This is a genomic window from Kiloniella laminariae, assembly GCF_027214005.1.
GTDB classification, from domain to species: Bacteria; Pseudomonadota; Alphaproteobacteria; order Kiloniellales; family Kiloniellaceae; genus Kiloniella; species Kiloniella laminariae_A.
Genome location: NZ_JAPWGY010000006.1, coordinates 163,366 through 177,806, shown reverse-complemented (window position 1 = coordinate 177,806; position 14,441 = coordinate 163,366). Strand labels below are relative to the sequence as shown.

At 51.2% G+C, this 14,441-nt stretch carries 12 protein-coding genes; 8 read left to right on the top strand and 4 right to left on the bottom strand.

Features of this window, described 5'->3' with window-relative positions:
* Window positions 1–138: 138 nt before the first annotated feature.
* Window positions 139–804, top strand: a complete 666-nt coding sequence (gene mtgA, locus O4H49_RS16035) for a monofunctional biosynthetic peptidoglycan transglycosylase (RefSeq protein WP_269424451.1) — start codon at window positions 139–141, stop codon at window positions 802–804.
* Between the two features lie 145 nt (window positions 805–949).
* Window positions 950–2,017, top strand: coding sequence for an aldo/keto reductase (locus O4H49_RS16030; RefSeq protein WP_269424450.1), 1,068 nt, complete (start codon window positions 950–952; stop codon window positions 2,015–2,017).
* Window positions 2,018–2,185: 168 nt separating this feature from the next.
* Here the strand turns inward: O4H49_RS16030 and O4H49_RS16025 are convergent, their stop codons facing one another.
* From O4H49_RS16025 to O4H49_RS16010, 4 genes are all read right to left on the bottom strand, one after another.
* Complete coding sequence (locus O4H49_RS16025) at window positions 2,186–3,142, bottom strand: DMT family transporter (RefSeq protein ID WP_269424449.1); 957 nt, start codon at window positions 3,140–3,142, stop codon at window positions 2,186–2,188.
* 133 nt (window positions 3,143–3,275) lie between these two features.
* The gene (locus tag O4H49_RS16020) at window positions 3,276–3,404 is read right to left on the bottom strand and encodes a hypothetical protein (RefSeq protein WP_269424448.1); all 129 of its coding nucleotides are present in this window, start codon (window positions 3,402–3,404) and stop codon (window positions 3,276–3,278) included.
* A 16-nt stretch (window positions 3,405–3,420) separates the two neighbouring features.
* Window positions 3,421–4,260: a 3-keto-5-aminohexanoate cleavage protein gene (locus O4H49_RS16015; protein ID WP_269424447.1), complete on the bottom strand. Its 840-nt coding sequence runs from the start codon at window positions 4,258–4,260 to the stop codon at window positions 3,421–3,423.
* Window positions 4,261–4,262: 2 nt separating this feature from the next.
* Window positions 4,263–5,594 (bottom strand): aspartate aminotransferase family protein, encoded by a 1,332-nt coding sequence (locus tag O4H49_RS16010; RefSeq protein WP_269424446.1) that lies wholly within the window; start codon window positions 5,592–5,594, stop codon window positions 4,263–4,265.
* 198 nt (window positions 5,595–5,792) lie between these two features.
* Between O4H49_RS16010 and O4H49_RS16005 the strand changes: the two genes are divergently transcribed.
* The 6 genes from O4H49_RS16005 to O4H49_RS15980 all read left to right on the top strand — a co-directional run bounded on the left by O4H49_RS16005 (window position 5,793) and on the right by O4H49_RS15980 (window position 14,374).
* The gene (locus O4H49_RS16005) at window positions 5,793–6,686 is read left to right on the top strand and encodes a MurR/RpiR family transcriptional regulator (RefSeq protein WP_269424445.1); all 894 of its coding nucleotides are present in this window, start codon (window positions 5,793–5,795) and stop codon (window positions 6,684–6,686) included.
* 460 nt (window positions 6,687–7,146) lie between these two features.
* Complete coding sequence (locus O4H49_RS16000) at window positions 7,147–8,115, top strand: TAXI family TRAP transporter solute-binding subunit (RefSeq protein ID WP_269424444.1); 969 nt, start codon at window positions 7,147–7,149, stop codon at window positions 8,113–8,115.
* A 132-nt stretch (window positions 8,116–8,247) separates the two neighbouring features.
* A complete protein-coding gene (locus O4H49_RS15995; protein ID WP_269424443.1) occupies window positions 8,248–11,070 on the top strand; it encodes a TRAP transporter permease in 2,823 nt (940 codons plus the stop codon).
* A gap of 13 nt (window positions 11,071–11,083) precedes the next feature.
* Window positions 11,084–11,512: a universal stress protein gene (locus tag O4H49_RS15990; protein WP_020593083.1), complete on the top strand. Its 429-nt coding sequence runs from the start codon at window positions 11,084–11,086 to the stop codon at window positions 11,510–11,512.
* Between the two features lie 490 nt (window positions 11,513–12,002).
* The gene (gene xsc, locus O4H49_RS15985) at window positions 12,003–13,778 is read left to right on the top strand and encodes a sulfoacetaldehyde acetyltransferase (protein WP_269424442.1); all 1,776 of its coding nucleotides are present in this window, start codon (window positions 12,003–12,005) and stop codon (window positions 13,776–13,778) included.
* A 191-nt stretch (window positions 13,779–13,969) separates the two neighbouring features.
* The gene (locus tag O4H49_RS15980; RefSeq protein WP_269424441.1) at window positions 13,970–14,374 is read left to right on the top strand and encodes a DoxX family protein; all 405 of its coding nucleotides are present in this window, start codon (window positions 13,970–13,972) and stop codon (window positions 14,372–14,374) included.
* The last annotated feature ends 67 nt before the right edge of the window (window positions 14,375–14,441 follow it).

Below are 14,441 nucleotides of genomic sequence, written 5' to 3'. Positions count from 1 at the left end.
AAAATTTCCTGTTTCGTAGATCTGCTTTCCCTAGGCCCTTGTGCAGTCTTCAGGGATCGATAAACTCACCGTGAGACGGACCGCTCTGGGGCGGGTAATGGCAGGGGCGGGGGCAAACTCATCGCTAAGCGCAAATCCATGAAGACAGTGCTGCGACGGTTGATCTGGGCAGGCGTATTGATCGGGCTGGTTTTTCCGATAACGACCATTCTGCTCTATCGTCTGTTGCCACCTTTGGTCACGCCGCTGATGTTGGTTCGGGATGCGCCGATGCGCTATGACTTTGTCGATCTGGAACAAATTTCTCCAAGTCTTGTCCAGGCTGTTCTGGTTTCGGAAGACCAGCGTTTTTGTGAACACAGCGGCTTTGACTGGAAGCAGATGGGGATCGTCTGGGATGAACTGCTCAATACCGGATCTGCATCCCGTGGCGCCAGTACCATTTCAATGCAGACGGCCAAGAACCTGTTCCTCTGGCCCACGCGCAGCAAGATCCGCAAGGCGCTGGAAATTCCCCTGACCCTGATGCTGGAAACCCTTTTGCCCAAACGCCGTATTTTGGAGCTCTATCTCAATATCGCCGAGTTTGGTGAGGGGATTTATGGGGCTGAGGCTGCGGCGCAAGCTCACTTCAACCGCGATGCCAAAGGGCTGACGCGCGGTCAGGCTGCGCGTCTTGCCGCTGTCCTGCCCAACCCGCTGGAACGTAATGCGGGGCGGCCGAGCCACAATGTCCAGAGCCGGGCCAACCAGATTTCCGGACAAATTCGGGTTGCTCCTGCGGCTTTGTGGTCCTGCCTCTAGGCCTCAAGACAAGAGGATAGTCACTGGGATAAAAAGATGTCGAGAAAGGAATGTTGGGTTCGCAGTTGATGTCTAAACGAACAGCCAGCCTTGAATCTCTCCAGACGCATACCATCTAACCCTTTGACCATAAAAAGGGAAAGCAATGAAGTATACAAAGCTGGGAGCATCCGATCTCAAGGTAAGCCGTATTTGTCTGGGCAGCATGACCTGGGGTGTGCAAAACACGCAGGAACAGGCGTTTGAGCAGATGGACTATGCGCTGGCCCAGGGGGTGAACTTCTGGGACACGGCAGAAATGTACAGCATTCCACCGACACCTGCGACCTATGGAACAACAGAAAGCATCATCGGGAACTGGTTCAAGGCCCGGGGCAAACGTGATGAAGTTGTTATGGCGACCAAGTTTTCACCCGTGTCCTGGGCGCGTGGTGAAGCCAACCCGACCACGAACAGGAAAAGTCTAATGACCGCGGTTGAGGAAAGTCTCAAGCGCCTGCAGACTGACTATATCGATCTGTACCAGCTTCATTGGCCGACCAACCGTCCGAACTATCATTTTGCCAACTGGTGGACCTTTGAGCCTGCATCCGGGGCCGAAGCCAAGCAACAGATTATCGAAAACAAGCTGGAGACCCTGAACACGCTTCAGGATTGTATCAAGCAGGGGAAAATCCGTCACATCGGCCTTTCGGATGATTCCGCCTGGGGCATCAAACAGTTTGTTGATCTGGCTGAAAAACACAACCTGCCCCGGATGGTGAGCATCCAGAACGAATATAACCTGCTGCGCCGACGCGACGATCATGATGTTGCCGAGACCTGTGCGCTGGAACAGGTTGCCTATCTGCCCTGGTCACCACTGGCTATGGGTGTGATGAGCGGCAAGTATCTGGAAGGCAAATTCCCGGCCGGAACACGTTTTTCAAAAGAGATCATGGGCGACCAGTGGGATCGCTTTAACACCCGTGTCTCCTTGCATGTGGAAGAGGCAGTGAAGGCCTATCTTGCTGTGGCAGAAAAATATCAGCTCGACAGTTGCCAGATGGCGATTGCTTTCACGCTGAGCAAATCCTGGGTTACCAGCTCAATCATCGGAGCGACCAAGATGGACCAGCTCAAAAGTAATATCGACGCGGTTAATGTTGAGTTGTCCGCAGAGTGTCTCGCCGATATTCACAAGGTTTACCAAGACTATCCAGTGGCCTTTTGATCTCTAAGCGCTCTTTCCTGAATAGGCTGAATAACCCAGTATAAAGTTGCCGACCCCTCTTGTTACGGGCTCTGTTGTCAGAGAATTAATGCTGTAACGGGGGGGGTGGGACTGTATGGTGCTGGGCGATACTATTGTGTCGAAAGACAGTTTGGTGTTTCTGGAGTTTCAAGAATCCTGAGGTCCTGGGCCGGTCGTCAGCCCTCGTCTGAGGCGGTGTGTTATCCGCCCATCGATTGCCGCGAGTCCGCCGCCGATAAAGGTCATGCCGATGAGGTGTTTGGCGAGAATGACTTCTCCCAGAAACAGAACGCCGAGCAGGATGGCGCTGACGGGAATCAGGAAGGTAACCAGCAACAGATTGGTCGCCCCTGCGCGGGCGAGGATCTGGAAGTAGAGAATATAGGCGAGGGCGGTCGAAAGCAGGGCAATGCCGACCAGCGCCGCCAGGGCTTCAGGACTTGGTAAAGGCAAGGTCCAGGGTTGGTCGATATAGAGCATCAGGGGCAGTAAAAGAATACTGGAAGCAGTTACCTGGCCGGTTGCGGTTGCGATCGGCGGGACACCCATTGACTTGAAGCGCCGACCATATACCCCGGCAAAAGCATAGGATATGGCACCGGCAAGTACAGCCAGTTGGGCCAGAAGGTTGTTGCCGATAGTCTGAATGACGTCCCCGCCGATCAAGATCACAACACCCAGTAACCCCAGGACCACGCCACAAAGGCGCGGCAGGGTCAGCTTTTCATCTGTTGTCAGCATATGGGCAACAAGGACAGTAAAAAGCGGTGTGGTGGCATTCAGGATTGAGGCCACACCGGATGCAATGTGAATCTGTCCCCAGACGATCAGGGTAAAGGGCAGGGCGTTGTTCAACAGCCCCATGATAAAAAATGCCAGCCAAACCTCGGGATTTTTTGGCATTTCAAGGCGCAGAACCCGCATCACAATAAACAATGCCATAGCCGCGAGGGCAATCCTGCTGACGACAATGGTCAGGGGAGGCAGTTCCCGAACAGCAATGCCGTTAAAAAAGAAGGAACCTCCCCACAACAGAGATAGGGCGATGAGCATGCCCCACTCGAGAGCAGACATGTTGTGATGGGGAGTGGATGAGCCTGACATGCGGGGCTGGTGTCCTGTTCTATTGGGTCAAGGTTCCATACTTGCGCATCACGCAGAGGAACACACCTCGTTTCTTGCTGTTTATCCGAAATCAGAATGCTTCAACTGGAGCGTTTCCAGTTTGGATGTGGAGCTAAAACGCCATCCAGCCACCGAGCCAGAGCCAGGTTACTGCAAGGCTCATGGAGATCAATGTCATGGGGATCCAGGTGCGGTCGATACGCAGTCCGGGAATACGTCCGAGGGCCAGCAATATTATCAAAGAAACGTAGTCGCGCTCAGCTCTTTCCAGAACTAATGCCGAGCAACTGCCGGGCTTCTTTGGCGGAAGCTGGTTTTTTGCCCAGAGCGAGGATTTCATCGCGGGTTTGAGCGACGATTTCAGATGTCGCTTCCGCTTCCTGTCCATTGCGCAGCTTGCTGTTGTTTTCAAAACCGACGCGGGCGTGCCCGCCCTGTTGAAAGGTTCTGGTCATACAGGCCGCTTCCAGGTGGCCAAAGGCGCAGGTAAACCAAGGGCCAGGGGCAAAGGATTTTTGTTTTTGTAATGCAGCAGTAAAAGGGTCGAGTTCTTCCGGCTCTCCCAGATTGTTGCTGGCGTAACGCCCCAGAACAAAGAGCAGGGAAGGCGTCTGCACCGGGATCAGGCCGAGCCTGACAAATTCGATAAACCGTTCCAAATCCCTGAGATCATAAAGGATATGCTGCAGATGTATTCCGGCTTCATTGGCCCAGTGATAAAAGCCTGACCCGCTTCTTTCGCCATCATCCGGCATCATTTCACGGAGGGCAACACTGACGGCTTCGGGTTCGGTGGCTTTGACGCAGTCGATCTGGGCCTGTTGTCCATAACGCCCGACTGCTTCTGTGGTGATCTGAACCAGAAGATCGGACCCAGCCTCGTAGTTTATGCCTGCAATGACTTCCCGATAAAGCCCGGCGTCCAGAACATGCTGTTGTTGGGCATCCCGCACATGCAAGTGAGCCATGGCTGCTCCTGCTTTCTGGCAGGCCAGCGCTTCGGTAATAATCTGCTCGACTGTTACAGGCAGATGCGGATGATCTGCCTGGGTTTTCCGAGCCCCGTTCGGGGCAGCCATAATGATTGTCGGGGACATGTCTAGTGTTCCAGTTCTGGAATCATGGCGAAGGTTTTGGCCAGCTTGTCGACGATTTCGCCGATGTGCTCTTCTTCGATGATAAAGGGGGGCGCAAGCAGGATGTGATCGCCAGATTGCCCGTCGATGGTGCCTGACATGGGGTAACAGATCAAACCATTGGCAAAGGCAATTTTCTTGACCTTGGCATGAAGGGCAAGGTCGGAAGGGAAGGGGTGTTTACTTTCCCGATCCCGGACCAGTTCCAGGCCGATGAACAGGCCCCGGCCACGAATATCGCCGATGTAGGGATGTTGTCCAAAGGCACTGGTCAAGGCCGTCATCAACTGGAGTGAACGCTTTTGTACCTTGCCCAGCAGGTTACGCTCGAACATGGCGGTTATAACAGCAAGGCCTGCTGCACAGGCGACAGGATGTCCCATATAGGTGTGACCGTGCTGGAAGAAACCGGATCCGTCTTCAATGGCCTTGTAGACTTTTCCGCTGCAGAGCATGGCCCCGATCGGTTGGTAACCTGCGCCAAGCCCTTTTGCGATGCAGAGAATATCCGGAGAGACGCCATCCTGATCACAGGCAAAGAGTGAACCTGTCCGTCCCATGCCACACATGACTTCATCCAGAATGAGCAATACACCGTATTGGTCACAGATCTTGCGGATGCGTTTCAGGTAGCCGGGCTCAGCAGTAACCGCGCCCATGGTGGCGCCGACAACAGGTTCGCAGATAAAGGCGGCAACCTTCTCGGGGCCGACACGCAGAATTTCGGCTTCGAGCAAGTCTGCCGCCCTGATTGCATAGTCTTCCAGGCTTTCCCCTTGCGCCTGATAGCGGTAGGCATAGCAGGGATCAATATGAGTCATGGGAACCAGCAAGGGTTCAAAGGGTTTGCGCCGCCACCTGTTACCGCCAGCGGAGAGGGCTCCGAGTGTATTGCCATGATAACTCTGCCAACGTGCGATGATATGGCTGCGTTTGTCATCGCCGCGTTCAAGGTGGTATTGCCGGGCCAGCTTCAAGGCGGCCTCGACCGCTTCGGACCCTCCGGAGACAAAATAAACCCTTTCGATCCCTTCTGGTGCATGGGCGATCAGCAAATCAGCAAGCTTTTCGGCAGGATCAGAGGTGAAAAACCCGGAGTGGGCAAAGGCGAGTTCATCCACCTGATCTTTAATCGCCTGCCGTACGGTTTGGTCAGAATGCCCCAAACAGGAAACCGCAGCGCCACCCGAGCCATCAAAATAACGCTTGCCGTTGCTGTCGATGATATAACAGCCCTCACCGGATACAGCGGTTGGTAAGTTTGCTTTGGTGTGACGGGGGAACACATGAGACATCGGATGCACTTTCTAAAGTGAGCGGTCAGGTTCGGGTGGTTGAAAACTGAAAATTAGTACTGCTTTGTCGAGTTTGTCTTGTTGGAGTCGTACAAAACAGAAGCATTATTCTTGTCTTAAAATATCATTTGTATCACTAATGGCAATATAATAACATTTGTTATTATATTGCCATTAGTGATCTGTGAAGGAAACTTGATGGGGTTGAAAACCAAGTCTCTGGTTGTTGAGCAGTTGACGAGCGCACTACCAAGCTATCCAAAGTCATTGCGTCGTGCTGCGATCTTTATCATTGATAATCCTGCGGAATTTGGAATGAATTCCATTCGGGACAGCGCTGAAGCCACAGGTGTCAGTACAAATACTTTGGTGCGTTTGGCACAAAAATTAGGCTTTGAGAGTTATCAACAGTTAAGAGAACCTTTTCGTCTCGCCCTGACATCCAATGTTGCGACGGCAAACACAAGCCAGTGGGTTAATGAGCTCTATGAACGTGGTGACAAAGAACGTATCAGGGCCGATACAGTAACCAGTGTTGTTGGCAATGTGACAGAAGCTCTTCGCCAGAATGATACTGACGCGATCGAACTGGCCGCTGAGTTAATTCTTGCTGCCGAAAATGTTTACCTAATGGGGACGCGGGCTTCATATACCTTGGTACATTACCTGTATTATATCGGACGTATGGCTCTGCCAAACCTGATTGTAGCTCCCCGCCATGCAAATTCTCCCTTAGATGAAATTCTTGGAGTGTCGTCCAAGGATATGGTGATCGCAATCTCTATCACCCCCTTCGCCAAAGAGACAATTGAGGCCTGCAGATACGCCAAATCGAGGGGGGCAAAGCTGTTACTTCTTTCTGACAGTACCGCTAACTCCCTGCCGCTGAAGCCGGATATAACACTTATTTCGCCGGTAGGGACGCCCCGGCATTTTGAAAATTTTTACGGCTTTGACAGTTTTGTCGGATTTTTTGCTCTTTCCGAGTGGTTGATTACCGCCTTGGTAGAAAAGGGAGGAGACAAGATAACTAAAAGAATTCAATCAGTTAATTATCTTAGGAAAAGTGCCAAGGTTTATTGGCAGCCATAACGTTAAAGTGAAAAAAACAGACGCCATCTTGTTGATCAATGATGCTGGAACGCTGTTATATCAAAAAATAACAAATGTTATCTGTTGACCTGAAATAATACATCCGCGACCATATAGCACAGAACAAACCTTATAGTTTCAAACTTATTCTTAGGGAGAAACATGTTGCTGAGTATCAAGCGGATCAAAAAGAATTCCGCAGTAACAATGCCTGCATCATAAATGTTCGGTAGAGGCGGGTTTCCTGCAGTTTAAGCTCATAAAACATGAGAAAAGCATCATTTTCCAGGGATGTTTTGTTACCGATTTTAGTTGCGGGTGAGATGTTTCCCCGTGGATATCAGTCGGCTGACAATCTTGTCCAAAAAAACCTGGAATGCCGGGGTGACTTAATCTTGACCCTGAACTCGGTATCTGTAAAACGTTCGTAACAAAATAGTATTCAAACAAGGAGTTAGGCATGTTTGTACGTAAACTGGCACTCACTGCGGTTGCAGGTGCGGCCCTGCTGTCATCCGCTGCTTTTGCTGCCGATACCAAACACGTTGTGATTGGTACAGGTGGGCAGACAGGAGTTTATTATCAGGTAGGTGGTGCAATCTGCCGTCTGGTAAACAAGGGCTCCAGTGATCACGATATCAACTGTACCCACAAAACCGGCGGATCCGTTGCTAATATCAATGGTATGCGCTCGGGTGATCTGGACATGGGCGTGGCCCAGTCAGACTGGCAGTATCATGGGTATAACGGAACTGCTCCCGATACCTTCCCGGATGGGGCTTATCAGGAACTCCGGGCTGTTTTCTCTGTTCACCCAGAGCCCTTTACTGTTGTTGCCAGATCTGATTCCGGCATCAAGACCTTTGAAGATCTGAAAGGTAAAAAAGTAAACGTCGGGGATCCGGGTTCCGGTGCGCGGGCGACCATGGAAGTCGTGATGGAGAAAATGGGCTGGGCCATGGATGATTTCTCCTTTGCCGGTGAATTGAAATCTTCCGAGCAGGCTGCTGCACTTTGTGATGGCAAGGTAGATGCGATTGTTTTCACAGTTGGTCACCCAAGTGGAACCATCAAGGAAGCAACGACTTCTTGCGAATCAAAATTGATCAATGTCGATAACGATGTGATCCAGAAACTTGCTGCTGATAATGCCTATTATGACATGACATCCATCAAGGGCGGAACCTATACAGGTACTGATGAAGACATCACGACCTTTGGTGTTGGCGCAACTTTCATCAGCTCAACCGCTGTTGATGAAGAAGTCGTCTATCAGATGGTGAAAGCAGTTTTTGATGACTTTGGTCGTTTCAAGAAAATGCATCCTGCATTTGAGCACCTTGAAGAAAAAGACATGATTGTGAAAAATCTGTCTGCTCCTTTGCACGAGGGTGCGATCCGTTATTACAAAGAACGCGGCTGGATGTAATCCGGTCCAGTGATGCGGGCGAGAGGACCTCGAGTCTTCCGCCCGTATTTGCGTTGATCTCAATCTGCACAAAATCCTGATCATGAAAGCTCGTAGAAGCCGACGCTCAGGTGAGAAAACAGGGAATTGGGGATGGCTAGAGATAATTCTGACAATGCGACGCTGAGCGAAGAAGAGCTCCAGGACCTCGTCGCATCGACCGATACGGGAGGGCGTATCCCGACCAACCGGAAAATTGTGTTGCTTATGGCCGCGACGGCGCTGATCTGGTCAATATTTCAGATCTGGATCTCATCTCCTGTCCCGTCGGCTATTTCCTGGGGATCGTTCTCAGCCAAAGAAGCTCGTCCCATTCACCTGGCGTTTGCCATCTTTCTGGCTTTTCTGGCTTATCCCGCATTCAAAAATTCCCCCCGTCGCAGCATTCCGATGTTTGACTGGGCTTTGGCGTTATTAAGTGCGTTTTGTGCTTTTTACATTTTTATTGCTGATACAGCCCTGGTCAATACATTGACAGGGTCAAGACTGTCCAGTCGCCCGGCAAGTCCAAACCAGATTGACATTGTTGTCTCCATTATCGGAATGGTACTTTTGTTGGAGGCAACCCGTCGGGCACTTGGCCCTCCGCTGATGGTGGTGGCTATGGTTTTTCTCGGCTACACCTTCTTTGGGCCCTTTGCCCCTGATCTGATCGCCTGGAAAGGCTCGTCGTTTGGCGGGGTCGTTGATCAACAGTGGCTGTCTTCCAATGGCGTCTTTGGCATTGCTTTGGGGGTCTCGACGGATCTGGTTTTCCTGTTTGTCCTCTTTGGAGCATTGCTTGATCGGGCTGGTGCCGGGAACTACTTCATTAAAGTTGCCTTCTCCCTGATGGGACATTTCAGTGGCGGCCCGGCGAAAGCTGCGGTTGTTGCCTCGGGTATGACCGGTCTTATCTCCGGGTCATCCATCGCTAACGTTGTGACGACGGGGACCTTTACAATCCCGATGATGAAGCGTGTCGGCTTCAGCGCTGAAAAAGCCGGAGCCGTCGAGGTTGCCTCTTCTGTGAACGGTCAGATCATGCCACCGGTGATGGGGGCAGCGGCTTTCCTGATGGTGGAATATGTAAATATTCCTTATTTTGAAGTCGTCAAACACGCCTTTTTGCCCGCAATTATTTCCTATATTGCACTGGTGTACATTGTTCATCTTGAAGCCAAGAAGCTTGGTATGCAGGGTTTGCAAAAACCAGGTGTATCGAAATCCGGCAAGGATATTTGTCTGTCCTGGGCCATCACGATGTCCGTCATTTTGACTTTAATGGGGGGGCTGTATTATCTTTCCGAGGTCTATGCGGTGCTCGAAACTACAGCAATGCGGCTGGGGGCGGTGCTGTTTATCCTGGTGGTTCAATTTTTCCTGATCAAGTTAACAAAACGCTTGGCCAGCGATGAAACCTTCGCCCGGACGATTTCTACCGGAGCGATTGTTCTAGGCAATCTGGTGATCGGCTCCTTTGGTCTGTTTTTCCTGACGGCACTGATTCAAAATTATGCCGGGGCTGTTTGGACGCCTTGGGTCATGGGCGGCCTGGTGCTGTTTGTCTATCTGCTTCTGGTCCGTTTCAGCTCATCCTATCCTGACCTTGTTTTGGATGATCCGAACGAACCTGTGATGACCTTGCCTGAGATCGGTGCGACACTTAAATCGGGACTGCATTTTCTGCTTCCCGTCGTGGTGCTGATCTGGTTGCTGATGGTCGAGCGCAAGTCGCCAAGTCTTTCAGCCTTCTGGGCAACTTCCTTGATGCTGTTTATCCTGCTGACACAGCGTTATGTTTTCGCTTTCTTCCGTCACGAAGACAAAACCGGGACTCTTGCCCGGGGGTTCAATGAACTGGTTGAAGGTATGATCGGTGGTGCCCGGAACATGATCGGCATCGGGATTGCAACGGCTGCAGCCGGGATTATTGTTGGTGCGGTTGATCAGACGGGTGTCGGCGGCAAACTGGCGGCATTGGTTGAGTTGCTTTCCATGGGGCAGATCATGTTGATCCTGATCTGGACGGCAATATTAAGTCTGATCCTTGGAATGGGCCTGCCGACGACCGCCAATTATATTGTGGTTTCAGCCTTGCTGGCCCCGGTGATTGTTGCTCTTGGACAGCAGAACGGATTGATTGTTCCATTGATTGCGGTCCATCTGTTTGTCTTCTATTTCGGGATTATGGCAGATGTAACGCCTCCGGTCGGGCTGGCTTCCTTCGCCGCTGCAGCGGTATCTGGGGGTGATCCTATCCGGACAGGCTTTGTTGCCTTCTTCTATTCCATGCGTACCGCGCTTCTGCCGTTCCTCTTTATCTTCAACACAGATCTTCTCTTGATCGACGTTACGATTATGGAAGGCATTTTTGTCTTTATTGTCGCGACGGCGGCGATGTTGATTTTTACTGCGGGGATGCAGGGGTATTTCCTGACCAAGTCAAAAATATGGGAATCTATCGCTTTGGTGCTGATTGCCTTCACCCTTTTCCGTCCGGGGTTTTGGCTGGATTACGTTATTCCTCCTTATGAGGAACGTGGGGGTGACCAGTTGGTGCAATCCCTGATGGATGCTTCTCCGAAAGATGAGCTACGGCTGCGGGTGGATGGTTTTGATGAAGTGGGGCAACCGATCAGTCTGACCATGCTTTTGGTTGTCGGAGATGAGCCGACAGGCGAGGAGCGTTTGGAGGCCTACGGGCTGGAAGTGATCGAACAGGATGGCAAACATATCATTGATGCGGTCACTTTCGATTCCCCAGCGGAAAAAGCCGGGTTTGATTTTGATCAGACAATTCTATCCATCGGGATGCCGGTGGAACGCCCCGCAAAGGAGCTTTTTTATATTCCTGCCCTGTTGTTTTTGGGGCTGGTTGTGATGTTACAGCGTCGGCGTGAGCGGACAGCTGATGGAAAACTGGTCTCGGCCTGAAGGAGAGAAACAGATGTTTAAACATATCCTATTGGCTGTCGATCTTCAGCAGGCGGATAGCTGGGACAAAGCTTTGCCTGCCGGGGTTGAATATGCCAATGCATTTGGCTCGACCTTGCATGTGATGACGGTGGTGCCGAATTTTGGCAGCAGCATTGTCAGCTCATTCTTTCCTAAAGATCATGAGGAAAAGGTGATGCAAAGTGCAACAAATGCCCTGAAGGCTTTTGTCATGGAGCATATCCCGAGCAAGATCAAGGTGCAGCATATTGTTGGCCACGGGAATGCCTATGAAGAAATTCTCAGAGTGGCCGATGAGATCAACTGTGATGTGATTATCATGGGGGCTCATCGTCCAAGAATGGAGGACTATCTGCTGGGTCCGAACGCTGCGCGGGTGATGCGCCATGCAAAGTGTTCGGTTCTGGTGGTGCGAAACTAGATGCTTCTGTTCTGATCTTGGCGGGGTGATACAAAAAAATCCGCTGAAGATGTTGTATGGATTATAATAGGGGGGCTGTCTCAACTGAGACGGCCTCCCTTTTTTTGTTGGGCCGTCTCGTCTGAAACATGTCTGAAGTAATAGAAAAGCGTTCTTTTTTCTGATCAAAAACAACCATTTTCGGAACGATTTTCTTGAGTGAAATATCTGGTCTCATTGATCCAACGATCTGGACCTATGCGCCTGACAATTTTGTTGCTTTTGTGAAGAGGTGATGAGTTGCAGGTGGTCGCAGTACAGGGTGAAGAGCGGCTCGGATGAGCCGGTGCTAACCAGACGCGGCAGTGCAAAGGTTACCGATTATTGAAACCGGCTGTTCTGATAATGCAGCCTCAAGGCGACAGAATAAAAATAACGGCTCAAACGGCCGAAACGGGTGAGAATTTTCTTGGTTCGAAGAGAAGAATTTTTAGGCAAGGGATTACGTAAGATGAAAATGACGACAGAAGAGGCTTTTGTAAAAGTCCTGCAGATGCACGGCATCGAGCACGGGTTCGGAATTATCGGTTCGGCTTTTATGCCGATTTCGGATCTCTTCCCCAAGGCAGGTATCAAGTTTTGGGATGTGGCTCATGAAACGAATGGCGGCATGATCTGTGACGGCTACACCCGTACAACCGGCAAAATTGCCATGTGCATTGCGCAAAATGGGCCTGGAATTACCGGTTTTGTCACCCCGATCAAGACGGCCTATTGGAACCATACCCCCATGTTGCTGGTCACCCCCCAGGCCGCAAACAAGACAATTGGTCAGGGTGGGTTTCAGGAAGTTGAGCAGATGGCTCTTTTCAGGGATATGGTCTGCTATCAGGAAGAAGTACGAGATCCTTCCCGGATGGCTGAAGTTCTTAACCGTGTGATTGAAAAGGCCATCAGAGGATCTGCCCCTGCCCAGGTCAACGTGCCGCGCGATCTCTGGACCAAGGTCATCGACATCGAACTGCCACAACGGGTCAAGATTGAACGTCCTGCAGGAGGCGCAACAGCAATTGCCGAGGCTGCAAGGCTGCTTTCCGAAGCAAAGTTTCCGGTTATTCTTTCCGGGGCGGGAGTGGTGATTGGTAACGCGATCCCTGATTGCCAGGCTTTGGCCGAGCGACTGGATGCGCCGGTTGCCAGTGGCTATCAACATAATGACAGCTTCCCGGGCAGCCACCCACTGGCCTGTGGTCCGTTGGGGTATAATGGATCCAAAGCGGCGATGGAGCTGATTTCCAGGGCTGATGTTGTCCTAGCGCTCGGCACACGTCTCAATCCATTCTCGACACTCCCCGGTTATGGTATCGATTATTGGCCGAAGCAGGCGAATATCATCCAGGTGGATATCAATGCAGACCGTATTGGCCTGACAAAAAAGGTAACGGTAGGTATCTGCGGTGATGCCAAGCTGGTTGCACAGCAGATCCTGGCCCAGTTGAGCCCAACAGCGGGTGATAAGGGGCGCGAAGAGCGTAAAGCGCTGATCCACCATACCAAGTCTTCCTGGTTGCAGACGCTTAGCAGTATGGATCATGAAGAAGATGATCCCGGAACCAGCTGGAATGCAGACTCTCGCAAACGAGATGCAGATCGCATGTCCCCGCGCATGGCCTGGCGGGCAATTCAGGATGGTTTGCCAAAAGAAGCAATCATCTCAAGCGATATCGGGAACAACTGTGCGATCGGGAATGCCTATCCAACCTTTGAGCAGGGGCGCAAGTATCTGGCGCCGGGGCTTTTTGGACCCTGTGGGTATGGTTTTCCTTCTATCATCGGAGCAAAAATCGGCTGTCCTGATACTCCCGTTGTTGGCTTTGCCGGTGATGGTGCCTTCGGAATCAGCATGAACGAAATGACTTCTGTTGGCAGAAAAGAGTGGCCTGCCATAACTATGGTGATTTTCCGTAACTATCAATGGGGTGCAGAAAAGCGCAATACAACCCTGTGGTACGATAATAACTTTGTCGGGACAGAGCTTGATCCGCACCTGAGTTATGCCAAGGTCGCCGAGGGCTGTGGCCTGAAAGGCGTAACGGTCAAAACCCAGGCAGAACTGACGTCTGCCCTGAAGGAAGCCTGTGCTGCGCAGAGCAGTGGTGTGACGACGTTTATCGAGGTGATCCTCAATCAGGAACTGGGTGAGCCTTTCCGTCGTGATGCGATGACCAAGCCGGTGCAGGTGGCAGGAATTGATCCCGCTGATATGCAGCCGCAGCAAGGTGTCTGATATTTTGACAGCCTTCACCTGATTTAAAGAAGAGAGCCATTCCTCTGGAGTGGCTCTTTTTTGTGTGTGCAATCAGATCGCGGATATGGCCAGTTATGCCGTTCTTGTCCTTCGTCGTCCGATAAAACAGCAGATCTGGAATTTATTCCGGATTTCTGTCATGCTCACGATGAAACAACATGGGGGCAACAATGCTTAGCATTTTCAACAATCCTGCTTTTGGTCTTTTATTGCTGCGTCTTACGCTTGGGGGGCTGATGATTTTTCATGGGTTTGCCAAGGTCGGTAATCCGGGTAGCCTTGATTTCATTGGCGGGAAGCTCCTTGAAATAGGGCTCCCTGGCTTTATTGCCTATGGTGTATTCCTTGGAGAGGTTCTTGGGCCTATCCTTATAATCTTCGGTGTATTCTCGCGGTTGGGTGCACTTCTTGTCGCGGGAAATATGATCTTTGCACTTATCCTGGTGCACTCGGACCAGTTTGCCAACTTCACCAAAAGCGGTGGTTGGGAACTCGAATTGCAGGGCTTTTTCCTGATGACAGCTGTGGTGCTGCTCTTTACTGGTAGCGGGCGTTACGCAATCAAGCCCGATTGATCTTATGATGCTTAAGTGATGAAACTCACAAGGGTCTCCGGATATATGACGGAGGCCCTTGTGGATT